Source organism: Telluria sp. LT1R51-2 (assembly GCF_059685775.1).
In genome coordinates, this window is the sequence record NZ_JCASIM010000001.1 from 1698253 (window position 1) to 1720141 (window position 21889).

General features: G+C 63.9%; 22 protein-coding genes. 20 read left to right on the plus strand and 2 right to left on the minus strand.

Annotated elements, in window-relative coordinates; translation table 11 throughout:
• Positions 1 to 5 precede the first annotated feature (5 nt).
• The 12 genes from tmk (at position 6) to AC56LH_RS07635 (ending at position 8555) form a co-directional block, all read left to right on the plus strand.
• Positions 6 to 614 carry a dTMP kinase gene (tmk, locus tag AC56LH_RS07580; RefSeq protein ID WP_499645333.1) on the plus strand — a complete coding sequence of 203 codons (609 nt, stop codon included), beginning with the start codon at positions 6 to 8 and terminating at the stop codon, positions 612 to 614.
• A 2-nt stretch (positions 615 to 616) separates the two neighbouring features.
• Positions 617 to 1633: a DNA polymerase III subunit delta' gene (locus tag AC56LH_RS07585; RefSeq protein WP_499648428.1), complete on the plus strand. Its 1017-nt coding sequence runs from the start codon at positions 617 to 619 to the stop codon at positions 1631 to 1633.
• A gap of 10 nt (positions 1634 to 1643) precedes the next feature.
• Positions 1644 to 2021, plus strand: a complete 378-nt coding sequence (locus AC56LH_RS07590; RefSeq protein ID WP_183552247.1) for a PilZ domain-containing protein — start codon at positions 1644 to 1646, stop codon at positions 2019 to 2021.
• Positions 2022 to 2092: 71 nt separating this feature from the next.
• Positions 2093 to 2611, plus strand: coding sequence for a GNAT family N-acetyltransferase (locus tag AC56LH_RS07595; RefSeq protein ID WP_499645336.1), 519 nt, complete (start codon positions 2093 to 2095; stop codon positions 2609 to 2611).
• A 52-nt stretch (positions 2612 to 2663) separates the two neighbouring features.
• A complete protein-coding gene (locus tag AC56LH_RS07600) occupies positions 2664 to 3446 on the plus strand; it encodes a TatD family hydrolase (protein ID WP_499645338.1) in 783 nt (260 codons plus the stop codon).
• A gap of 3 nt (positions 3447 to 3449) precedes the next feature.
• Complete coding sequence (locus AC56LH_RS07605; RefSeq protein ID WP_499645340.1) at positions 3450 to 4118, plus strand: ankyrin repeat domain-containing protein; 669 nt, start codon at positions 3450 to 3452, stop codon at positions 4116 to 4118.
• A 124-nt stretch (positions 4119 to 4242) separates the two neighbouring features.
• Positions 4243 to 5157: a class I SAM-dependent methyltransferase gene (locus tag AC56LH_RS07610; RefSeq protein WP_499645341.1), complete on the plus strand. Its 915-nt coding sequence runs from the start codon at positions 4243 to 4245 to the stop codon at positions 5155 to 5157.
• Between the two features lie 322 nt (positions 5158 to 5479).
• Entirely contained in the window at positions 5480 to 5680 is a 201-nt protein-coding gene (locus AC56LH_RS07615; protein WP_499645343.1) for a hypothetical protein, read from the plus strand.
• Positions 5681 to 5793: 113 nt separating this feature from the next.
• Positions 5794 to 6021 carry a DUF6139 family protein gene (locus AC56LH_RS07620; RefSeq protein ID WP_499645345.1) on the plus strand — a complete coding sequence of 76 codons (228 nt, stop codon included), beginning with the start codon at positions 5794 to 5796 and terminating at the stop codon, positions 6019 to 6021.
• Between the two features lie 189 nt (positions 6022 to 6210).
• Positions 6211 to 7110 (plus strand): lipid A hydroxylase LpxO, encoded by a 900-nt coding sequence (lpxO, locus tag AC56LH_RS07625; protein WP_499645347.1) that lies wholly within the window; start codon positions 6211 to 6213, stop codon positions 7108 to 7110.
• A 127-nt stretch (positions 7111 to 7237) separates the two neighbouring features.
• Positions 7238 to 7837: an NAD(P)H:quinone oxidoreductase gene (gene wrbA / locus AC56LH_RS07630; protein WP_499645349.1), complete on the plus strand. Its 600-nt coding sequence runs from the start codon at positions 7238 to 7240 to the stop codon at positions 7835 to 7837.
• A 19-nt stretch (positions 7838 to 7856) separates the two neighbouring features.
• Positions 7857 to 8555 (plus strand): glutathione binding-like protein, encoded by a 699-nt coding sequence (locus tag AC56LH_RS07635; RefSeq protein ID WP_499645351.1) that lies wholly within the window; start codon positions 7857 to 7859, stop codon positions 8553 to 8555.
• Positions 8556 to 8622: 67 nt separating this feature from the next.
• Here the strand turns inward: AC56LH_RS07635 and AC56LH_RS07640 are convergent, their stop codons facing one another.
• Positions 8623 to 9357, minus strand: a complete 735-nt coding sequence (locus tag AC56LH_RS07640) for an SDR family oxidoreductase (RefSeq protein ID WP_499645353.1) — start codon at positions 9355 to 9357, stop codon at positions 8623 to 8625.
• 157 nt (positions 9358 to 9514) lie between these two features.
• Positions 9515 to 11485, minus strand: a complete 1971-nt coding sequence (locus AC56LH_RS07645; RefSeq protein WP_499645355.1) for a peptidase U32 family protein — start codon at positions 11483 to 11485, stop codon at positions 9515 to 9517.
• A gap of 164 nt (positions 11486 to 11649) precedes the next feature.
• Here AC56LH_RS07645 and AC56LH_RS07650 point away from each other — a divergent pair, with 164 nt between their 5' ends.
• The 8 genes from AC56LH_RS07650 (at position 11650) to AC56LH_RS07685 (ending at position 21834) form a co-directional block, all read left to right on the plus strand.
• Positions 11650 to 12753 carry a LacI family DNA-binding transcriptional regulator gene (locus AC56LH_RS07650; protein WP_499645357.1) on the plus strand — a complete coding sequence of 368 codons (1104 nt, stop codon included), beginning with the start codon at positions 11650 to 11652 and terminating at the stop codon, positions 12751 to 12753.
• A 385-nt stretch (positions 12754 to 13138) separates the two neighbouring features.
• Positions 13139 to 14359: a fumarylacetoacetate hydrolase family protein gene (locus tag AC56LH_RS07655; protein ID WP_499645359.1), complete on the plus strand. Its 1221-nt coding sequence runs from the start codon at positions 13139 to 13141 to the stop codon at positions 14357 to 14359.
• 77 nt (positions 14360 to 14436) lie between these two features.
• A complete protein-coding gene (gene xylB / locus AC56LH_RS07660) occupies positions 14437 to 15240 on the plus strand; it encodes a D-xylose 1-dehydrogenase (RefSeq protein ID WP_499645361.1) in 804 nt (267 codons plus the stop codon).
• Entirely contained in the window at positions 15237 to 16109 is an 873-nt protein-coding gene (locus tag AC56LH_RS07665) for an SMP-30/gluconolactonase/LRE family protein (RefSeq protein WP_499645363.1), read from the plus strand. Before xylB ends, AC56LH_RS07665 begins: the two co-directional genes overlap by 4 nt.
• 21 nt (positions 16110 to 16130) lie before the next feature.
• Positions 16131 to 17909, plus strand: a complete 1779-nt coding sequence (locus AC56LH_RS07670; RefSeq protein WP_332532123.1) for an IlvD/Edd family dehydratase — start codon at positions 16131 to 16133, stop codon at positions 17907 to 17909.
• Positions 17910 to 18021: 112 nt separating this feature from the next.
• Positions 18022 to 19026 (plus strand): D-xylose ABC transporter substrate-binding protein, encoded by a 1005-nt coding sequence (xylF, locus tag AC56LH_RS07675; RefSeq protein WP_183552288.1) that lies wholly within the window; start codon positions 18022 to 18024, stop codon positions 19024 to 19026.
• Between the two features lie 95 nt (positions 19027 to 19121).
• The gene (gene xylG, locus AC56LH_RS07680) at positions 19122 to 20675 is read left to right on the plus strand and encodes a D-xylose ABC transporter ATP-binding protein (RefSeq protein ID WP_499645365.1); all 1554 of its coding nucleotides are present in this window, start codon (positions 19122 to 19124) and stop codon (positions 20673 to 20675) included.
• Positions 20676 to 20691: 16 nt separating this feature from the next.
• Positions 20692 to 21834, plus strand: coding sequence for a sugar ABC transporter permease (locus tag AC56LH_RS07685; RefSeq protein WP_499645367.1), 1143 nt, complete (start codon positions 20692 to 20694; stop codon positions 21832 to 21834).
• Positions 21835 to 21889 lie beyond the last annotated feature (55 nt).

Genomic DNA, 21889 nt, shown 5'->3' on the forward strand with positions numbered 1-21889 from the left:
GTTCCATGCAGGGCAAGTTCATCACGTTCGAAGGCATCGACGGCGCCGGAAAATCGACCCATATCGGTTTCGTCACCGAATTTCTCGCAACGCACGGCAAGACCGTGGTCGCCTCGCGCGAGCCGGGCGGCACGCCGCTGGGCGAAAAGCTGCGCGACGTGCTGCTGCACGAAACGATGCATCTCGAGACCGAGGCGCTGCTGATGTTCGCCAGCCGCCGCGAGCATATCGCTCAGATGATTGCGCCGCAGCTGGCGATGGGCCACTGGGTGTTGTCGGACCGGTTTACCGATGCCAGCTTCGCGTACCAGAGCGGTGGCCGTGGCCTGTCGCGCGAAAAGATGGAAGCGCTCGAGGCGTGGGTGCATCCAGCGCTGCAGCCTGACCTGACGCTGCTGTTCGACGTGCCGCTCGAGGTGGCGCGCGAGCGGCTTGCGGCCTCGCGCACGCTCGACAAGTTCGAGCGCGAGCAGGCCGAGTTCTTTGGCCGGTGCCGCGCCGAGTACCTGCGCCGCGCAGCGCAGTTCCCGGGGCGCTTCGTGGTCGTCGATTCGACGCGCAGCATCGAGGCGATCCAGCGCGAACTCGCGACTGTCCTGGAGCGCCTGCTGTGACGATGTATCCGTGGCAGCGCGCGGCCTGGACGCAACTGCAGGCACTGCGCGCGCGCATGCCGCACGCGATCCTGTTCCACGGCCCGGCCGGCACCGGCAAGGCCGACTTCATCGAAGCGTTTGCACAGGCGCTGCTGTGCGAGAACGCCCGGCCTGACGGCCAGGCCTGCGGCGTCTGCGCATCGTGCGGCTGGTTCGCCCAGCACAACCATCCCGATTACCGCCGCGTGCGGCCCGAAGCGCTCGAAGACGAGCCAGGCGCGGGCGACGAGGAAGGTGATGGCGATCGTAAATCGAAGTCGACCAAGGCGCCGTCGAAAGAAATCAAGATCGAGCAGATCCGGGCGCTGGCCGATTTCATGAATATCTCGACCCACCGCCAGGGCTTGCGCGTCGTGGTCCTGTATCCGGCCGAGGCGCTGAATACGCCGGCGTCGAACGCGCTGCTCAAGACGCTGGAAGAGCCGCCGCCGGGCACCGTGTTCCTGTTGTCGAGCAATAGCCTGGACCGGCTGCTGCCGACGATCCTGTCGCGCTGCCGCAAGTTCGCGCTGCCGATGCCGTCGCACGACGATGCGCTGGCGTGGCTCAACGCGCAAAGCGTGCCGGATGCCGACAGCTGGCTGCGCGAGCAGGGCGGCGCGCCGCTGGCGGCGCTGGCCGCGTCGGCGCACGGCAGCCGCGAAGAACTCGACGTGCTGCTCGCGTTTCTGGCGCGGCCGGCGCCGGATGCGGCGCTGCGCGCGGCCGACAAGCTGGCCAAGGCCGAGCTGCCGGCATTGGTGGCGTGGACCCAGCGCTGGCTGTACGATGTATTCTCGTGCAAGTTGTCGGGCAAGATCCGCTACTATCCGCGCTACCAGAAAGAGCTGGCGGCGCTGGCCGGCCGGGCGCAGACGAATAATCTGCTGCGCGCGATCAAGGCCATGAACGAACGGCGCGCAGTGGCAGATCATCCGCTGTCGGCAAAATTATTTGTCGAGGACATGCTGCTTGAGTACACTGGCTGCTGTACATGAGAGGACCACGATGAGCGCCAATCCGCCCGATGCCACCGCAGCCCAGGCCCCGCGCCCGTCCGTGCTGTCGCTGGCGATCAAGGAAAAAGCGGCGCTCTATGCGGCCTACATGCCGTTTCTGCGCAATGGCGGCATGTTCGTCCCGACCAGTAAGCCGTACCAGATCGGCGACGAGATCTACCTGATCCTGGCGCTGATGGACGACCCGAACAAATACCCGATAGCCGGCACCGTCGCGTGGATCACGCCGGCGGGCGCCAACAACAACAAGGCGCAAGGCATCGGCGTGCATTTCCCGGCGGACGAATCGGGCCAGCGCGCCCGCCAGCGCATCGAAGAAATCCTCGGCGCCGCGCTGCGTTCTTCACGCGCCACCCATACTTTGTAACTAACCCATGGTTTGTAACTAACCCATCGTTTGTAATTAACCCATTTTTGTAACTAACCCAATTTAGCTGCATGCCTTCCTACGTCCATCGCCTGGCACGACGCGACGACCTGCCGGTCATCGTCGATATCTATAATTCCACCATTGCCTCGCGCGAGGTGACGGCCGATACCGAGCCGGTGTCGGTGCAGTCGCGCGAAGCCTGGTTCAACGAGCACACGCCCGACCGGCGCCCGCTGTGGGTAATCCACGATGCGCTCGATACGAGCGAAGAGCCGGCGGTGATTGGCTGGCTGTCGTACTCGAACTTCTACGGCCGGCCGGCGTATTCGGGTACGGCGGAAGTCTCGATCTATATCGCCGAAAGCGCCCGTGGCCAGGGCCTGGGACGCTACTGCCTGGAGCTGGCAATCGCGTTCGCGCCCGAGGTCAAGGTGCACACGCTGCTGGGCTTCATCTTCGGCCACAATGCGCCGAGCCTGGCGCTGTTTGGTAAATACGGCTTCGAGACCTGGGCCAACTTCCCGCGGGTGGCGAACCTCGATGGCATCGAGCGCGATCTGATCATTCTGGGCAAGCGCGTGGCTTGACCATGACGGTGGTGCCCGTGCTGCGGCAGGGCGCCTCGCGTACAATGGCGGGATGTTTATCGATTCCCACTGCCACATCAATTTTCCGGAACTGGCCGCCCGCATGCGCGAGGTGCTGGCCAAGATGGCCGAGAACCAGGTTACGCACGCCTTGTGCGTGTCGGTCGACCTGCCGGACTTTCCGCAAGTGCTCGCGCTGGCCGAGCAGTATCCGCATATCTTCGCCTCGGTCGGCGTGCATCCCGACTACGAGGACACCCCTGAACCGTCCGTGCAGCAGCTGGTCGACCTGGCGGACCACCCGAAGATCGTTGCCATCGGAGAGACGGGCCTGGATTACTACCGCCTCAAGGGTGACCTCGACTGGCAGCGCGAGCGCTTTCGCGTGCATATCCGCGCCTCGCGTGAGACCCGCAAGCCGCTGATCATCCATACGCGCGCAGCCAGTGAAGACACGATCCGCCTGATGAAGGAAGAGGGCGCCGGCACCGACGCCGGTGGCGTGGCGGGCGTGATGCATTGCTTTACCGAGTCGCTTGAGGTGGCGCAGGCGGCGATGGCGCAGGGCTTCTATATCTCGTTCTCGGGCATCGTGACGTTCAAGAGCGCGAAGGACTTGCAGGCCGTTGCGCTGGCGGTGCCGCTCGAGCGCATGCTGATCGAGACCGATTCCCCGTATCTGGCGCCGGTGCCCTTCCGTGGCCGCATGAATGAGCCGGGCTATGTGGCGCACGTGGCCGAGTACATCGCCACGCTCAAGGGCGTGTCGCTGCGCGATGTCGCGGCGCAGACGAGCGAGAACTTCTTCAACCTGTTCCAGACAGCCAGGAGCTGACGCATGCGGATTGTTCGTTCGATGGCGCGCGTGTGCGCAGTGAGTGTATTGGTTGCAGCGGCCGGCGGCGCTGTTGCAGCGGCGCCGCCGACTGACAAGCAGGTGTCGTCGTTCTTCCGCGCCGTGCAGATGGACGATGCGAGCACCGTGCGCAAGATGGTCGGGACGGTCGTCAACGCCAACGAACTCAATCCGCTGGGTGGCGAGCCGGCACTGGTGCTGGCGATCCGCGAAGGCTCGACGGCCGTCGTCCAGGATCTGCTGGCCCATCCGGGCACCGATCTGGAACGCAAGGCAGTCAACGGCAACACGGCACTGATGATGGCGGCGTTCAAGCGCGATGGCGACACCGTGCGGGCGTTGCTCGACAAGGGCGCCAAGGTCAACCAGCCCGGCTGGACGGCGCTGCACTACGCGGCCGCCAGTGGCGACGCCGCCATCGCGCAACTGCTGATCGAGCGCGGGGCGAAGCTCGATGCACTGTCGCCACGCCCGTCCGGCGCCGTGACGCCGTTGATGATGGCAGCGCGCGAGGGGCAGGACGGGATCGTGCGCCTGTTGGTGGCCAAGGGTGCGAATGCGGCACTGAAGAACACGGAAGGCTTCACCGCTGCACAACTGGCCAAGCAGGCTGGGCACGACAAACTGGCCGGATTATTGTCCGGCCGCTGATGGGTGGCGAATTGCGTCGGGATTGAATTGGACGTCATTTGCCCCTCACCTCGACAGATTGCGCGTAGGAAATAGTATCCATAATAGTCCCACGGTCCCACTACACAGGACGACGAGGATAATCATGCTGAACGAACGCGAAATCGAAAGCTGCTACCTGGGGCAGTTCATTCCAGTCCACTACCATCACAATATGCTGATGGACCAGAACCGGATGCACAGCTTCAAATCCGCCATCCACTACTCGGTCTTCCCCGGCGCCAAGGTGCTGGAACTGGGCGGCGGCACAGGCGTGCTGTCGTTCTTCGCGGCGCAGAAAGCGTCGAAAGTCTACTGCGTCGAGTACAACCCGGACATGGTGCGTGAAGCGCGCCGCTTCCTGGCCATGAACCCGAACGGCCACAAGGTCGAGGTCGTCCACGCCGACGCATTCGACTACCTGCCACCGGAGCCGGTCGATGTCGTCATCTGCGAAATGATCCACGTCGGCATGCTGCGTGAAAAACAGGTCGAAGTGATCGAGTCGTTCAAGCGCCGCTACCTGGCCAAGTTCGGCGGCCCGCTGCCGCTGTTCATGCCGGAAGCCGTGATCATGGCCGTCCAGCCGCTCCAGCAGGAATACGACTTCGACGGCTTCTACGCCCCGATCGTCCAGTTCCAGGAAACCGGCGTCGTCCAGCCAGGCACGATCGAGCTGTCGCAACCCGCCGTTTACAGCATCATCGACTTCGGCCAGCCGGTCGACAGCCCGATCGCCTGGGAAGGCTCGGTCCTGATCGAACAGTCCGGCACCCTGAACGCCATGCGCTTCGTGACAAAAAACGTCCTGGCCATCGTGCAGGAGCAAGCCACGACGATCGACTGGCTGAACCACTACATGACGCTGCCGCTGTACACGCCCATCACCGTCAAAGCCGGCGACCTGCTGCGCCTGTCCTTCGCCTACCGCGCCGGCGGCTCCATCCCGTCCCTGCAAGCCTCGATCCAGGCCGACGTCATCACCCAGACCGTCACCGAACAAATCCCCGAATACGCCTAACCCCCAACTAGGGTCAGTGTCGAATTGTTTGACAACTTCAGTAAATCAGTTGCTCAATAATTCGACTCTGACCCCAATTGATGGGTCATTGCACGCCGGATAATTAGGGTCAGTGTCGAATTGTTTGCCAACTGCAGTAAATCAGTTGCTCAATAATTCGACACTGACCCTAATTGTTTGGATTGAGCCATGCGGCTATTGCCTTGACCGCTTATCGGGGTAAGCGACTGTTCGTGCCGAGGAACCGACCGCGCGTCGGATGGGGATTGCCTCCGAATAACGGTGGCGGGTAGAGTGCTTCCATGTTCAATGTGGAGGCAATATGCTGAGTTTTCTGGTGTGGGTGCTGCTGTTGATGGTGTGCTGGCCGATCGCGTTGCTGGCGCTGCTCGTGTATCCCGTTGTGTGGCTGTTGCTTCTGCCGTTCAGGTTGCTGGGGATCGGCGTCGATGCCGTGTTCAATCTGCTCAAGGCCGTTGTCATGCTGCCGGCAAGGGTGTTGGGACAGCGGCCCGGCCACTGATAACATCGTGACATGACTGAGTGTTGGGCAATTAACAGACGCTTCATGCGCGATCTTCTACTGTGAAGATGCTCGCTTTCATTCGAAAGCAAACATTAAATAGAGGAAATAATATGCGCCTGGATATCTACCGCCGTGCTGAACATGATGGCAAGTTTTCTTACCTGGCCGTGCCGGAATCGAAAAGCATTCCTGAAGAAGCCACCAATACCGATTGGGAAATTGAAACCCAGGGCTACGAGGTGGAAGACAACGCCGACGGCATCAAGGATTTCGACATCGAACACCTGAGCGACCAGATCGCCGAAAAAGGGTATGCGATCACGTCGGTGACGCACTAAGATTTCCCCGGCGGGCCACCAGGTCCGCCAACTCTGCTTCATCGGCAAGCGCGGCATTCGCCCCTTGCCGATGCGCCGGCATCTCGTCCAGAGAACCTGGCCCGCCCGCAACGGCCCCATGGCCGTTGTGGTATTCTGCGTCCTCGATCAAGCAAGCCAGCCACGCAATGGGTTGGGACGGAGGATGGTATGAAGTGGGTTGTTGTCGGTTTTTACGTGTTATCGATCCTGCACATCCATTTCCGCGGCCGCGTCCGTTTACCGTTTCGTCGCCAGATTTTTGATCACTCGTCGTTCATGGCGCCGATCAATATCTTCATGCACAAGTTTTCGCGCGTACCCAATACCCCGTTCACGCCGCTGTCCGAATTCCCTGAACTGGCCCGCCTGCAAGAGAACTGGCCCATTATCCGCGCCGAAGCGGAGAGCATGCTCGCGCTGAAAAAAATCAAGGCTGCCGAGCAGAACGATGACGCCGGTTTCAATTCGTTCTTCAAGAATGGCTGGAAGCGTTTCTACCTGAAATGGTATGACGCCAGCCACCCGTCGGCCGAGCGCCTGTGTCCGCAGACCTACGCGCTGCTGCAGTCGATCCCGTCCGTCAAGGCCGCGATGTTCGCCGAGCTACCACCGGGCGGCAAGCTCAATCCGCACCGCGATCCGTTCGCCGGCTCGATGCGCTACCACCTGGGCCTGGCCACGCCGAACGATGACCGCTGCTTCATCGAAGTCGATGGCGAGCGCCATAGCTGGCGCGATGGCCAGGGCGTCGTGTTTGACGAAACCTATATTCACTGGGCGATCAATGGCAGCGAGAGCGATCGCATCATCCTGTTCTGCGACGTCGAGCGCCCGATGCGCTATCGCTGGATGCAGAGCGTGAACCGCTGGCTCGGCCGCAACCTGATGACCGCCGCCGCATCGCCTAACGAAACGGGCGACCAGGTCGGCCTGGTCAGCAAGCTGTTCCGCATTTCGTTCTACATGGGCCAGTACCGCCGCCGCTTCAAGGCGTGGAATAAGACCGCGTACAACATCACGCGCGTGGCGCTGGTCGTCGCACTGGCCGCATTCATCTACTGGATCTGACGTACGCCAACAGCGCTGATAATCAGACGACACGACGGAGACGACACGACAGGCCATTGTAGCGAAACCGGCATCTTTGCCGATCTCGCTACAATGGCTTTTCTGTTTTCAGCTATCGGAGAAGTCCATGGCAAAAGTACTGGTTTTGTATTACTCGACCTACGGTCACATTGAAACGATGGCCAATGCAATGGCTGAAGGCGCGCGCGGCGCCGGTGCAACGGTCGACGTGAAACGCGTCCCTGAAACCGTTCCAGAAGACATCGCCAAGAACGGCCACTTCAAGCTGGAGCAGTCTGCGCCCATTGCCAAAGTGGATGATCTGGAGCACTACGACGCCATCATCATCGGCGCACCGACGCGCTACGGCCGCATGCCGAGCCAGATGGCGGCCTTCCTCGACCAGACCGGCGGCTTGTGGGCACGCGGCGCCCTGAACGGTAAAGTCGGCGGCGCCTTCACGTCGACCGCCACCCAACACGGCGGCCAGGAAACCACGCTGTTTTCGATCATTACGAATCTGATGAACCTCGGCTTGACCATCGTTGGCCTGCCATACAGCTACCAGCAGCAGATGACGCTCGACGAAGTCGCCGGAGGCAGCCCGTACGGCGCGACGACGATTGCCGGCGGCAAGGGTGAACGTCAGCCGAGCGAGATCGACCTGGGCGGCGCGCGCCATCAGGGCAAGCTGATCGCCGAAACCGCCGCCAAGCTGTTCGGCTGATCGGGCGAGCGACAACGCCATGACCGATCTCTCCGCATTCCCCATCACGCAGCGATGGCCGGCACAACATCCGGACCGGCTGCAGTTGTATTCGATGCCGACGCCCAATGGCGTCAAGATTCCGATCATGCTGGAAGAGGTCGGTCTGCCGTACGAAGTGCACAAGGTCGACTTCGCCAAGGACGACCAGCATTCGCCGGCGTTCTTGTCGCTCAACCCGAATAACAAGATCCCGGCGATCATCGACCCGGACGGCCCAGGCGGCCAGCCGCTGCCGCTGTTCGAGTCGGGCGCCATCCTGATCTACCTGGCGGACAAGAGTGGCAAGCTCATGCCGCAGGACCCGGCCGCGCGCTATCAAGTCATGCAGTGGGTGATGTTCCAGATCGGCAGCGTAGGGCCGATGTTTGGCCAGCTCGGTTTCTTCCACAAGTTTGCTGGCAAGGACTATGAGGACAAGCGCCCCCGTGACCGCTATGTCGACGAGTCACGCCGCCTGCTGGGCGTGATTGAAGGTCAACTGGCGCAGCACGCCTGGATCGCGGGTGACGAATTCACCATTGCCGATATCGCGATCTTCCCGTGGATCAATGGCCTGCTGAATTTTTACGAAGCAGGGGATCTGGTCGGCATCAAGGACTTCCCGCACGTGTCGGCCGCGCTCACGAAATTCCTCGCGCGCCCGTCCGTGCAAAAAGGTCTGAAGATCCCGGCGTAGGCAAGACGCGGCAGGTGCCTCAGTACGTGCCTAAGTACGTGCCTCAGTACGTGCCTCAATACGCACCTCAGTAAGGACTGGCCGTCGGCCGCACGATCAGCTCGCTGACATCCACGTCGGCCGGCTGGTCGATCGCGAACCCGATCGCGCGTGCAATGGCCTCCGGCTTGATCGCCACCTTGCGAAAGTCGCGCATCGCGGCGCGCGCAGCAGGGTCTGAAATCGATTCCGCCAGGTCCGACTCCACGACGCCGGGCGACACCAGCGTCACGCGGATCGCGCCGCCGACCTCTTGCCGCAAACCCTCGGTGATCGCCGCCACCGCAAACTTGGTGGCGCAATACACCGCCGCTGTCGGGCTGACCGCATACGCGCCGATCGACGCGATATTGATGACCTGGCCGCTGCCACGGGCCTGCATCCCCGGCAATACGGCGGCAATCCCGTGCAGCACGCCGCGGATGTTCACGTCGATCATCTGGTTCCACTCATCGATCTTCAAGGCCTCGAGTTTCGACAGCGGCATGACGCCCGCGTTATTGACGAGCACGTCGATCCGGCCATGGCAGTCGAGCGCGAAGTCGGCGAATGCCGTCATGCTCTCCATGCTCGTGACGTCGAGGCGGGCGACGTCGGCAGTGCCGCCGGCAGCCCGGATGGCGCTTGCCAGTGCGACCAGCTGCTCGACGCGGCGCGCGCCGAGGATGACACGGTGGCCCTGCGCTGCAAGAAAACGGGCGGTGGCTTCACCGATGCCGCTGCTGGCGCCCGTGATCAGGATGACTTTCGATGCGTGTTCCATGTTGTGCTCCCTAATGTGTGATCAGTGGCATCAGTATGGATACGGCTCGCGGTGCTGCCCATGCCGAAACCTCGGCATCGATTGCACGATCCTCCGGAAATGAAAAACGGCGCCCGAGGGCGCCGTTTGGTCGACAACAACAAGCGCCAACAGCTAGTCAGGCCCGCGGCCGCTGGCGATGGAACGTCAACGGCGTGTACGACACGGCCGATGGTGGCGGCTGCTTCAGGATGTTCGAGCGCATCGCACCCACCACGTGCATTTCGCACGGCTTGCAATCAAAGCGCAGCGTGTAGCGGTCTTCGCCGCTCACCAGCGTCATCGGTTCGGCCTTCACCTGGCCCTGCACGCCTTGCACGCCCTTGGCCTGCTTCGGGCACAGGTTGAACGAGAAACGCAGGCAGTGCTTGGTGATCATCAGGGAGACTTCGCCGGCTTCCTCGTGCGATTCGTACGCAGCATCGATCAGCTGCACACCATGCTTCTGGTAAAACGCGCGTGCCTTGTCGTTGTAGACATTGGCCAGATAGCTCAGCTGCACGTCCGGATACACCGGCGGCGGCGTGGTTGCCGCCTTGCGCTCGGGCCGCTGCCAGGCCGCCAGCCGCGCCGTTTCGTGCGCCGCGATGGCGTCGCGGCGCAGTGCATTGATCGCCGCGCTCGGCACGAACCACGGCTGGCTCAGCTTGAGTTCGACGTGGCCCGCTTCGAACATGGTGTTGCCGAGTTTGGCAACGCTGGCGCGTAATCCCGCATCGGCCTGCGCGGCCTGCGTCGCCGGCTGCAGGGCTATTGCCGCCGCTGCATGCGACGCGATGCCGTCCTCGTCGATGATGTCCAGGCGCAGTCCATCCGGTTGTTCGCTGAGCACCAGTTCCAGCGCCACCTTGCGCTCGGATGATTTCTTGTTGAGCGTTGCTTCCCAACCGTGGTCGCGGTTGCGGTGGATGACGGTGCCGACCTTCAAGCCTGCCAGCGTCTGCATCGGCTCGTTCGGATACACGCGCCAGCGCTGGCCGTCAGCCTCGTCGCCCAGCTTGTCGGCCTTGTTGGCCTGGATGCCGACCGTGTCGCGCTTGTACATATAGTTCAAGCCGTCGCCGTTGGCCATCGGCGCGCTGGTGACGACATCGAAGCTGTCGCCGTTCAGGCGCGCCACGATGCCCAGTTCCACGCCCACGTACTTCGGCGAATCGAACGCGCCGATATCGGTCAGGCGACCCTGCGCAAAGTACTCGGTATGGCCGCGGTGGAAGTTCTTGTCGACATCCGGCGTGAACATGACGCGCGTGCGGCCGCTCGAGGCGCGCACGAATTCCGGCCGCTGGTCGAGCAGTTCGTCGAGCAGCAGGCGGTAGTGGGCCGTGATGTTTTTCACGTAACCCATGTCCTTGTAGCGGCCTTCGATCTTGAACGAGCGGATGCCGGCATCGACCAGTGCGCCCAGGTTGCGGCTCTGATCGTTGTCTTTCATCGACAACAGGTGCTTGTCGAACGCAACCACGCGGCCCTGGCCATCGCTCAGCGTGTAGGGCAGGCGGCAATTCTGCGAGCAGTCGCCCCGGTTGGCCGAGCGGCCATTGTCGGCGTGCGAGATATAGCACTGGCCCGAATACGCCACGCACAGCGCGCCGTGCACGAAGTATTCGAGCGGGGTGTCGGTGACCTGATGGATCTTGCGGATCTGCTCGACCGTCAGTTCGCGCGCCAGCACCAGTTGCGAAAACCCGACGTCGGCGAGGAATTTCGCTTTCTCTGGCCCACGAATGTCGCACTGGGTACTGGCATGCAGCTGGATCGGGGGCAGGTCGAGCTCGAGCAACCCCATGTCCTGGATGATCAGCGCATCGACGCCGGCCTCGTACAGCTGCCAGATCTGCTTGCGCGCCAGCTCGAGTTCGCTGTCGTGCATGATCGTGTTCATCGTCACGAAGATGCGCGCCCGGTAGGCGTGCGCAAACTGTACCAGCCCGGCGATGTCCTCGAGCGGGTTGCTGGCATTGTGCCGCGCCCCGAATGCCGGGCCGCCGATATAGACGGCATCGGCGCCGTGCAGGATCGCCTCGCGCCCGATCTCGGCGGTTTTGGCGGGCGAGAGCAGTTCAAGCTCGTGGGCTAGCAATGACATGGGGAATCCTTCGATGCGAAGACCGGGATTATAGCCAGTCAGCGCGCTGCCGTCATGTACCGCGACGTTGCAGCGCCGGCCGACGCCTGAGGATGTTAGCGCAATCCCAAGCGTTGCTGTGCTAACATCAAGTCCATTTCCCTGGCCTTGAAAACAATCCTGACATGAGTAAAGTGACGCTCGACAGCATCCGTGAAGCAATGGAACACGGCAAGCCAACCATGGTGGACGTCGCCAAGCTGGCCGGCGTGTCCGCCATGACGGTCTCGCGCGTCATGAACGGGAAAACCCTGGTGCGTGAAAGCACCCGGCGCAAGGTCGCCGATGCGGTCGCTGCACTGAACTATACGCCGAACCAGGAAGCGCGCAATCTGGCCGGCTCCAAGCCGATCCGCGTCGGCTTTTTGTACAGCAACCCGAGCGCCGCCTACCTGAGCGAATTTCTCGTCGGTCTGCTGAACCAGTCCGGCCTGAACAATGTCCAACTCTTCGTCGAGAAGTGCGAGGCGGGCAACCACGAAACCGAGCACACACAGCGCCTGATCGACAATGGCCTCGATGGCGTCATCCTGCCACCGCCGCTGTGCGACAGCGAAGCCGTGCTCGGGTGCGTGGAACGCGCCGGCATTCCGGCCGTGGTCGTCGCCTGCGGTTCACCGGCGCCGGGCCTGGGCGCCGTCAGCATCGACGACTACGACGCCGCCCACTTCATGACGCGCCACCTGATCGCCCTGGGCCACCAGCGCATCGGCTTCATCGTCGGTCACCCGAACCAGAGCGCCAGCGCGCGCCGTCTCGACGGCTACCGCGCAGCAATCGCGGAAATGAACGCCGATGCGGCCGACGAACTGGTGGTGCAGGGGATGTTCACCTACCGCTCGGGCCTGGACGCGGCCGAGCAGTTGCTGGCCCTTGCCGAGCGGCCGACGGCGATCTTCGCCAGCAACGATGACATGGCCGCCGCCACGGTCGCCGTCGCCCATCGCCTGGCGCTGGACGTGCCGGGCGACCTCACTGTGACTGGTTTCGACGATACCGCGCTGGCCACGACCATCTGGCCGGAGCTCACAACCGTGCGCCAGCCGATTGCCGAGATGGCGCGTGAAGCGGTGCAGGCCCTGGTGCGGCGCGTGCGCGCAATGCGCGAAGAAGAACCGGCCGAGCCGGAGCAGACGCGCATGGACTTCGTGCTCGTGCGACGCCAGTCCGACGCTGCGCCGCGTGTGCGCCCGCCGGCGCGTTTGCCTGCCGCAGCACGGACCATCTGACAGCGATTCGCTCCCGGACGCGTCCGGGGCAGGCACATCACCCGGGACGGCTTTCTGCACCCGTCCCGATGCCAATCCCGCCTGCCTGCGCGCATGCCAATAATTCGTTGACAACCGTCCGAGCTGAAGTTTAGACTGCAATGATTGCGCTAACAATTCTGTTAAAGGATTGTTGTGACGCACATTAAAATAATCAAAAAGCATCAGGAGACGACCATGCCAGACCCGCACACCCGGCTGCCCGCCGGCGTGGCTGCAGCCCTGCTCAGCCGCGCGCCTTCCCGTCACACCTCCTGAGTACCGGTTTGTCCCGGCTGCACAAGCCACGCTGCTTCGCACCCTTCAGCGTGCCCGCCAGGACCCGTCACCACGAACGAGAGAAAACATGACCGCATCTTCCGTCAATGCGCTACCTGACGCGCTTCCCGCCGCGCTCCCCGCTGACATCGCGTCGGCCCTGCTGGTTGGCCGCGTCTGGCGCCCGGCGCCGATCGACGGCCCAGCAGTCGTCGCCGTGCGCGCTGGCCGCATCATCGACATCACCCGCCACGCGGCCACCGTCGCCGACCTGTTCGAGCGCGACGCCGCCGACATGCTGGCGATCGTCAAGAGCGCCCCGGGCGACGACCTGGGCGATGCTGCCAGCCTGCTGCAAGCGGCGCTGGACGGCGGCCTGGGCGATGGCGGCGTCCAGCTGCTCGCGCCATGCGACCTGCAGGCCATCAAGGCCGCTGGCGTGACGTTCGCCGTCAGCCTGCTCGAGCGCGTCATCGAAGAACAGGCCAAGGGCGATCCTGCCCGCGCCTCTGCATTGCGCACGGAACTGCAGGCCACCATCGGCACCAACCTGGCCGAGATGGTGCCGGGTTCCAGCGCCGCGATGCGCCTGAAAACGGAGCTGAGCGCGCGCGGCCTGTGGTCGCAGTACATGGAAGTGGGCATTGGCCCCGACGCCGAAGTCTTCACCAAATCGCAGCCGATGTCGTCGCTGGGCCATGGCGCGATCGTGGGCCTGCACCCGTCGTCGCACTGGAACAATCCGGAACCCGAGATCGTGCTGGCCGTGAACAGCCGCGCCGAGATCGTCGGCGCTGCACTGGGCAACGACGTCAACCTGCGCGACATCGAGGGGCGCAGCGCGCTCCTGCTGGGCAAGGCCAAGGACAACAACGGCTCGTGCGCCATCGGCCCGTTCGTGCGCATCTTCGACGGCGACTTCACGCTCGACACGCTGCGCAGCTGCGAAGTGAGCATGCTGATCGAAGGCGCCGACGACGGCTTCACGCTGGCCGGATCGAGCCGCATGCGCGAGATCTCTCGCGACCCGCTCGACCTGGTGGCCCAGACCTGCGGCGCGCACCACCAGTATCCGGACGGCTTCATGCTGTTTCTGGGGACGATGTTCTCGCCGATCAAGGACCGCGGCGCGGCCGGTGGCGGCTTCACGCACCACCCGGGCGACAAGGTCACCATCTCGACCCCGGCGCTGGGCGCCCTGGTCAACACGGTCGGCCGCAGCGACACCATCGCACCATGGACCTTCGGCGTGCGCGCTCTGTACCAGAACCTGGCGCGGCGCGACCTGCTGGCAGGCCGTCCGGCATGACCCCTCCTGACGGCGCGCCCCACGTTTCGCGACACGATTCGCCCCTCGATCCGCTTCAAGATAACCACGAGTTCACGATGCACGATTCAACACCAGATTCCACCCCCGCCGCACTGGTCTACGCGACCTATCCCGACCTGCGCGACAAGCGCGTCGTCATCACCGGTGGCGGCACCGGCATCGGCAGCGAACTGGTGACGGCGTTTGCCGGCCAGGGCGCGCAGGTCTGGTTCCTCGACATCGCCAAGGAAGCATCGACCGCGCTGGCCGACGCGCTGGCCGGTTCCGCGCACAAGCCACGTTTTTTGTCGTGCGACCTGACCGACCTCGATGCGCTGGCCGCGACCTTTGCCGCCATCGAGGCGGAGGCCGGTGGCATCGACATCCTGCTCAATAACGCCGCCAACGACGACCGCCACGGCATCGACGACGTCACGCCGGACTATTGGGAAAGCCGGATGGCGGTCAATCTGCGCCACACGTATTTCTGCAGCCAGGCAGCGGTCGCGATGATGCGCCGCCAGGGCAGTGGCGTGATCCTGAATTTCGGCTCGATCTCGTGGTACCTTGCGTCGAACCAGCTGTCGCTGTACATGATGGCCAAGGCGGCGATCGAGGCGATGAGCCGCGGCCTGGCGCGCGACCTTGGCGCCGAGAACATCCGCGTCAATACGGTGATTCCCGGCGCCGTGCGCACGCCGCGCCAGCAGGCGCTGTGGCACACGCCGGAAGAAGAAGCGCGCATCCTGGCCGGCCAGTGTCTGCCGCAGCGCGTCGAGATGCAGGACGTGGCGGCGCTGTCGCTGTTCCTGGCCTCGAACAACGCGCGCCGCTGCAGCGGCCGCGAATACTTCGTCGACGCTGGCTGGTACGGCGCATGAGCGGCGCCGTGCACTGCCTGTGGGACGTCAAGGCCACGCTGGGCGAGGGCGCCTTGTGGGATGCGGTCCGGCGCAAGATCTGGTTTGTCGACATCAAGGGCCGCCGCATCCACTGCTGCGATGAAGACGGCGGCGCGCGTCAGACCTGGGATGCGCCATCGCAGATCGGCTTTCTCGCGCCGAGCGACGATGGCGGCATGGTGTGCGGGCTCGAAGATGGCCTGTACCGCTTTGTCGAGAACGACGGCGCGTTCATCGCGCTGGCCCGCGTCGAAGCCGACCTGCCGGGCAACCGCTTCAACGATGGACACGTCGATGCAGCGGGCCGCCTGTGGTTTGGCTCGATGGACAATGGCGAGAACGAAGCCACCGGCACGCTGTACCGCTTCGACGGCGCCGGCCAGCCGGCGCGCGCGATGGACGCCGGCTACATCATCACCAATGGCCCGGCCATCAGCCCGGACGCGACCACGCTGTACCACACCGACACGTTGGCCCGCACGATCTTCGCGTTCGACCTGGGCCCGGACGGCGCGATCAGTGGCAAGCGCCTGTTCGTCACGCACGAAGGCAGCGGGCACCCGGACGGCATGGCAGTCGACGCAGAAGGTCACCTGTGGGTCGCCGTCTTCGGCGGCTGGCGCATCGACCGCTACGATCCGCAAGGTCGCAAGGTCGATGAAGTGCGCTTCCCGTGCGCGAACATCACCAAGCCGGCCTTTGGCGGCGACGATCTGCGCACCGTGTATGCCACCACCGCGCGCAAGGGGTTGAGCGAGGCCGATCTGCTGGCGCAGCCGCTGGCCGGTGGCCTGTTCACGTTCCGCGCCGAGACGCCGGGCCTGCCGCAACATGCGTTGCACCTGTAACGCGCACTGGAGAATCACCGCATGACCAAGCAATCCACCTTCCGTTTCCGCTCGCAGGACTGGTTCGACAATCCGGAGCGGATCGACATGACGGCGCTGTATCTCGAGCGTTTCATGAACTACGGGATCACGCCCGACGAACTGCGCTCGGGCAAACCGATCATCGGCATTGCCCAGAGCGGCAGCGATATCACGCCGTGCAACCGCATCCACCTGGAACTCGTCAAGCGCGTGCGTGATGGCATCCGCGACGCCGGCGGCATCCCGATGGAATTCCCGCTGCACCCGATTTTCGAAAACTGCCGCCGCCCGACCGCGGCCTTGGACCGCAATCTGGCCTATCTGGGCCTGGTCGAGATCCTGCACGGTTATCCGATCGACGCGGTGGTGCTGACGACCGGCTGCGACAAGACGACGCCGGCCCAGCTGATGGCCGTGTCGACGGTCGACATGCCGGCCATCGTGCTGTCGGGCGGGCCGATGCTCGACGGCTGGTTCGACGGTGAACTGGTGGGTTCGGGTGCGGCGATCTGGAAGGCGCGCCGCCAGCTGGCAGCCGGCTCGATCGACGAACAGAAATTCATGAACATCGCCACCGCCTCGGCGCCGTCGGCCGGCCATTGCAACACGATGGGCACCGCCTCGACGATGAACGCCGTGGCCGAAGCGCTGGGTATGTCGCTGACCGGTTGCGCGGCGATTCCCGCACCATACCGCGAGCGCGGCCAGATGGCCTACGAGACGGGCCGGCGCATCGTCGGTCTGGCGATGGAAGACGTGCGCCCGTCGAACATCCTGACGCGCGACGCGTTCCTCGATGCGATCGTCGTCAACGCGGCCATCGGCGGCTCGAGCAATGCGCAGCCGCACATCATGGCCATGGCGCGCCATGCCGGTGTGGAGATCACCACCGAAGACTGGATGACCTACGGGTACGAAGTGCCGCTGCTGCTGAACATGCAGCCCGCCGGCAAATACCTGGGCGAGCGCTTCCACCGCGCCGGCGGCGTGCCGGCCGTGATGTGGGAACTCGATCAGGCGGGCCTGTTGCGTTCGGACCGTCTGACGGTGACCGGCAAGACGCTGGCGCAGAACATCGACATGCACCAGACAATGGACCGCGAGATGATCCGCCCGTTCGCCGATCCGCTCAAGGAAAACGCAGGCTTCCTGGTCCTGAAAGGCAACCTGTTCGATTTTGCGATCATGAAGACGAGCGTGATTTCGCCGAGCTTCCGTGAACGCTACCTGGCCACGCCGGGCGCCGAGAACTGCTTCGAGTGCAAGGTGGTGGTGTTCGACGGCTCGGACGATTATCATGCGCGCATCAATGACCCGGAACTGGGCATCGACGAGCACACGATGCTGGTCATCCGCGGCGCCGGTCCGATCGGCTGGCCCGGTTCGGCCGAAGTCGTCAACATGCAACCGCCCGATGCGCTGATCAAGCGCGGCATCAACAACCTGCCGACACTGGGCGATGGTCGCCAGTCGGGCACCTCGGACAGCCCGTCGATCCTGAATGCGTCACCTGAAAGCGCGGCCGGCGGCAACCTGGCGCTGCTGCACACGGGCGACATCGTGCGCGTGGACCTGGTGCATGGCCGCTGCGATGTGCTGCTGTCGGACGCTGAACTCGAAGCCCGCAAGCTCGATACGCCGCCAGCGATCCCGCCTAGCCAGACGCCGTGGCAAGAGATCTACCGCGCCACGGTGGGCCAGCTGCACACGGGGGCCTGCATGGAACTGGCCTTGCCATATCGGGCCGTGGCCGGCGCGATGCCGCGGCATAACCACTAAACTGCACTTTGTACGATGACTAAAAGTGGCATGAATAGCCATTCTTGAGCAGAATGTCGGAACTTCGCCTGGACGGTACTGTCCAGGCGTCGAAAATACACTGGAGACAAGCATGAAAAAACTCATCACGGCAGTCGGCATCGGTTGCGCAATGCTGTTCGCATCCGCCCCCGCCATGGCCGATGCCAAGAATCCGAAGATCGGCTTTTCGATCGACGACCTGCGCCTGGAGCGCTGGACCCGCGACCGCGACTACTTCATCGGTGCGGCCGAAAAGCTCGGCGCCAAGGTGTATGTGCAGTCGGCCGACGCCAGCGAGCAGCGCCAGATCGCCCAGATCGAGAACCTGATCTCGCGCGGCGTCGACGTGCTGGTCATCGTGCCGTACAACGCGACGGTGCTGAACAACGCGATCCGCGAAGCCAAGAAAGCCAAGATCAAGGTGCTGTCGTACGACCGCCTGATCCTTAATGCCGATGTCGACGCCTACATCTCGTTCGACAACAAGGCCGTTGGCGAACTGCAGGCGCAGTCGATCGTCGCGCTCAAGCCGAAGGGCAGCTACTACCTGCTGGGCGGCGCGCCGACCGACAACAATGCCAAGATTCTGCGCGAAGGCCAGATGAAGGTGCTGCAGCCGCTGATCGACAAGGGCGACATCAAGGTCGTCGGCCGCCAGTGGGTCAAGGACTGGAGCCCGTCCGAGGCGATGGCCATCATCGAAAACGCGCTGACCGCCAACGGCAACAAGATCGACGCCGTCGTGGCTTCGAACGACGCCACCGCCGGCGGCGCGATCCAGGCGCTGTCGTCGCAGAAGCTGGCCGGCAAGGTCCCGGTCTCGGGCCAGGACGCCGACCTGGCGGCCGTGCGCCGCGTGATCGCCGGCACGCAGTCGATGACGGTCTACAAACCGCTGCGCAATATCGCCACCAGCGCCGCGACGCTGGCCGTGCAACTGGTGAGGAACGAAAAGCCTGCCTACAACGCGCAATTGAATAACGGCTTCAAGCCTGTCAACACCATCCTGCTCAAGCCGATCCTGCTGAACAAGGCCAACGTCGACATGCTGGTCAAGGACGGCTTCTATACCCAGGGCCAGCTGGCCGGTAAGTAAGCCGGCGTCACTGTGCTACAGCGCCCGCGCCTGCGGGCGCACCGGCTGGCGAGCCTCGCCGGCCGGTGGTCCAACGTCTTGAAACGAGTCTTTCGATGGCCGGCTATCTGCTTGAAATGAAGGGAATCGCCAAGCGATTCAACGGGGTGCCCGCGCTGGATGGCATCGACCTGGCGATCCGCCCGGGCGAGTGCATCGGCCTGTGCGGCGAGAACGGCGCCGGCAAATCGACGCTGATGAAGGTGCTGTCGGCCGTCTATCCGCACGGGACCTGGGAGGGCGAGATCGTGCTGGACGGCCAGCCGCTGCGCGCTCGCTCGGTGCGCGAGACCGAGGACGCCGGCATCATCATCATCCACCAGGAACTGATGCTCGTGCCCGAACTGAGCGTGGCCGAGAATATCTTTTTGGGTAACGAGATCACGCTGCCCGGCGGGCGCATGGATTATCCCGCCATGAACCAGAAGGCCGCGGAGATCCTGCGCGGCCTGAAGCTGCCCGACGTGAACGTGGTGCTGCCGGTGAAGCATTACGGCGGCGGGCACCAGCAGCTGATCGAGATCGGCAAGGCCCTGAACAAGAACGCGCGCCTGTTGATCCTCGACGAGCCATCGGCATCGCTGACGGCGTCGGAAATCGCGGTCTTGCTCGACATCATCCGCGACCTGAAAAGCCGGGGCGTGGCCTGCGTCTACATCTCGCACAAGCTCGAAGAAGTCGCGGCCATCTGCGACACGGTCGTCGTCATCCGCGACGGCAAGCACATTGCCACCACGCCGATGGAAGCGATGAGCGTCGAGCGCATCATCAACCAGATGTGCGGCCGTGAGATGAGCCAGATGTATCCGTCGCTGCCGCATCCGGTGGGCGAGGTGGTCATGGAGGCGCGCCACATCACGTGCTACGACCCGGAGCAGCCGGGCCGCAAGAAGGTCGACGATGTGTCGTTCCAGGTGCGGCGCGGCGAAATCCTCGGCATCGCCGGGATCGTCGGAGCCGGGCGCACCGAACTCGTGACGGCCATCTTTGGCGCCTATCCGGGTAAGCACGAAGGTGAAGTCTGGCTCGAAGGCCGCAAGGTCGATACGTCCGAGCCCTTGAAGGCGATCCGCGCTGGCTTCGCGCTGGTGCCCGAAGACCGCAAGCACCACGGCATCGTGCGCGACCTGTCGGTGGGCGAGAACATCACGCTGTCGGTCCTGCCGCGCTTTTCGCACGTAAGCCGCATCGACGACCACGAAGAAGCGGGCGCCGTGAGCGAGCAGATCAGCCGGCTGGCGCTGAAGACCGCCACGCCGGCGCTGGCCATCACGTCGCTCTCGGGCGGCAACCAGCAAAAGGCCGTGCTGGCCAAGATGCTGCTGACCGGCCCGAAAGTGCTGATCCTGGACGAGCCGACGCGCGGCGTCGACGTCGGCGCCAAGTTCGAAATCTATAAACTGATGCTGGAACTGGCGGCGCAGGGGATCGCGATCATCATGGTCTCGTCCGAACTGGCTGAAGTCCTGGGCGTGTCCGACCGCGTGCTGGTGATGAAGGAAGGGCGTCTGAACGGCGACTTCGTCAACCAGAACCTGAACCAGGAAACGGTGCTGGCCGCCGCGCTGGGCCAGGCGGCCGCGGCGCCGTCGATTCCACACCACGCATGACAACCACAATCACACAATGACCACGATGACGTTTAAACGCATTTTCACGCAGTACAAGATTCTGGCGCTGCTGGTTGCAATCGCACTGATCTGGGCCTTCTTCAGCTGGAAGACGGACGGCGGCTTTACCTCGGCGCGTAACCTGTCGAACCTGATGCGCCAGATGTCGGTGACCGGCATCCTCGCCTGCGGCATGGTGTTCGTCATCATCGCCGGCGAAATCGACCTGTCCATCGGCTCGCTGCTCGGTCTTCTTGGTGGCATGGCCGCCGTGCTCGATGTCACGCATGGCTTGCCGCTGCCGCTGTCGGTCATCATCGTGCTCGGCGCGGGGCTGTTGTGCGGTTTCCTGAACGGGTACCTGACGGCGTATGCGGGCATCCCTTCCTTCATTGTCGGCCTGGGCGGCATGCTGGCGTACCGCGGCGTTGTGCTGGCACTGACCGGCGGTGCCACCGTGGCGCCCGTGTCGCCGGGCATGGAGCAGCTGGGCCAGGCCTATCTGCCGCCACTGTGGGGCAGTATTCTGGGCATCGGCCTGTTCGTGCTGACCTGTGTGCTGGTCTGGCGTCAGCGTGCAAGCCAGGCGCGCCACAAGCTGCCGGTGATCCCGGTGTGGCGCTCGGCGCTGCGCGTGGTGGTGGCCGGCGCGGTGCTGGCCGGGCTGATCACCACCTTCAACAGCTACGAAGGCATTCCGCTGCCGGTGCTGATCCTGCTGGTGCTGCTGGGCATGTTCAGCTACATCGCGCGCCAGACCGTGTTTGGCCGCCGCATTTACGCGGTGGGCAGCAATATGGAAGCGACGCGCCTGTCCGGCATCGACGTGCGCAAGGTGAAGCTGTGGATCTTCGGCCTGATGGGCCTGATGTGCGCGCTGGCTGGCCTGATCAACACGGCGCGCCTGGCGGCCGGGTCGCCGTCGGCTGGTGTGTCGGCCGAGCTCGACGTGATCGCGGCCTGCTTCATCGGCGGCACCTCGATGCGCGGCGGCGCGGGCACCGTACATGGTGCGCTGGTGGGCGCCCTCGTCATGGCGAGCCTGGACAATGGCATGTCGATGCTGGACGTGGATGCGTACTGGCAAATGATCGTCAAGGGCCTGATCCTGACACTGGCCGTGTGGCTGGATGTCGCGACGCGCGGCAACACGCGATAAGCGTCATCGGATTTATCGCTGCCAGCGCACCAATTGTCCGATGTGAGCCACGCGC

Bases quoted from the DNA above. Each gene is read 5' to 3' on its own strand.
- tmk (WP_499645333.1), top strand. From the start codon at position 6: ATGCAGGGCAAGTTCATCACGTTCGAAGGCATCGACGGCGCCGGAAAA.
- AC56LH_RS07585 (WP_499648428.1), top strand. From the start codon at position 617: ATGTATCCGTGGCAGCGCGCGGCCTGGACGCAACTGCAGGCACTGCGC.
- AC56LH_RS07590 (WP_183552247.1), top strand. From the start codon at position 1,644: ATGAGCGCCAATCCGCCCGATGCCACCGCAGCCCAGGCCCCGCGCCCG.
- AC56LH_RS07595 (WP_499645336.1), top strand. From the start codon at position 2,093: ATGCCTTCCTACGTCCATCGCCTGGCACGACGCGACGACCTGCCGGTC.
- AC56LH_RS07600 (WP_499645338.1), top strand. From the start codon at position 2,664: ATGTTTATCGATTCCCACTGCCACATCAATTTTCCGGAACTGGCCGCC.
- AC56LH_RS07605 (WP_499645340.1), top strand. From the start codon at position 3,450: ATGCGGATTGTTCGTTCGATGGCGCGCGTGTGCGCAGTGAGTGTATTG.
- AC56LH_RS07610 (WP_499645341.1), top strand. From the start codon at position 4,243: ATGCTGAACGAACGCGAAATCGAAAGCTGCTACCTGGGGCAGTTCATT.
- AC56LH_RS07615 (WP_499645343.1), top strand. From the start codon at position 5,480: ATGCTGAGTTTTCTGGTGTGGGTGCTGCTGTTGATGGTGTGCTGGCCG.
- AC56LH_RS07620 (WP_499645345.1), top strand. From the start codon at position 5,794: ATGCGCCTGGATATCTACCGCCGTGCTGAACATGATGGCAAGTTTTCT.
- lpxO (WP_499645347.1), top strand. From the start codon at position 6,211: ATGAAGTGGGTTGTTGTCGGTTTTTACGTGTTATCGATCCTGCACATC.
- wrbA (WP_499645349.1), top strand. From the start codon at position 7,238: ATGGCAAAAGTACTGGTTTTGTATTACTCGACCTACGGTCACATTGAA.
- AC56LH_RS07635 (WP_499645351.1), top strand. From the start codon at position 7,857: ATGACCGATCTCTCCGCATTCCCCATCACGCAGCGATGGCCGGCACAA.
- AC56LH_RS07640 (WP_499645353.1), bottom strand. From the start codon at position 9,357: ATGGAACACGCATCGAAAGTCATCCTGATCACGGGCGCCAGCAGCGGC.
- AC56LH_RS07645 (WP_499645355.1), bottom strand. From the start codon at position 11,485: ATGTCATTGCTAGCCCACGAGCTTGAACTGCTCTCGCCCGCCAAAACC.
- AC56LH_RS07650 (WP_499645357.1), top strand. From the start codon at position 11,650: ATGAGTAAAGTGACGCTCGACAGCATCCGTGAAGCAATGGAACACGGC.
- AC56LH_RS07655 (WP_499645359.1), top strand. From the start codon at position 13,139: ATGACCGCATCTTCCGTCAATGCGCTACCTGACGCGCTTCCCGCCGCG.
- xylB (WP_499645361.1), top strand. From the start codon at position 14,437: ATGCACGATTCAACACCAGATTCCACCCCCGCCGCACTGGTCTACGCG.
- AC56LH_RS07665 (WP_499645363.1), top strand. From the start codon at position 15,237: ATGAGCGGCGCCGTGCACTGCCTGTGGGACGTCAAGGCCACGCTGGGC.
- AC56LH_RS07670 (WP_332532123.1), top strand. From the start codon at position 16,131: ATGACCAAGCAATCCACCTTCCGTTTCCGCTCGCAGGACTGGTTCGAC.
- xylF (WP_183552288.1), top strand. From the start codon at position 18,022: ATGAAAAAACTCATCACGGCAGTCGGCATCGGTTGCGCAATGCTGTTC.
- xylG (WP_499645365.1), top strand. From the start codon at position 19,122: ATGGCCGGCTATCTGCTTGAAATGAAGGGAATCGCCAAGCGATTCAAC.
- AC56LH_RS07685 (WP_499645367.1), top strand. From the start codon at position 20,692: ATGACCACGATGACGTTTAAACGCATTTTCACGCAGTACAAGATTCTG.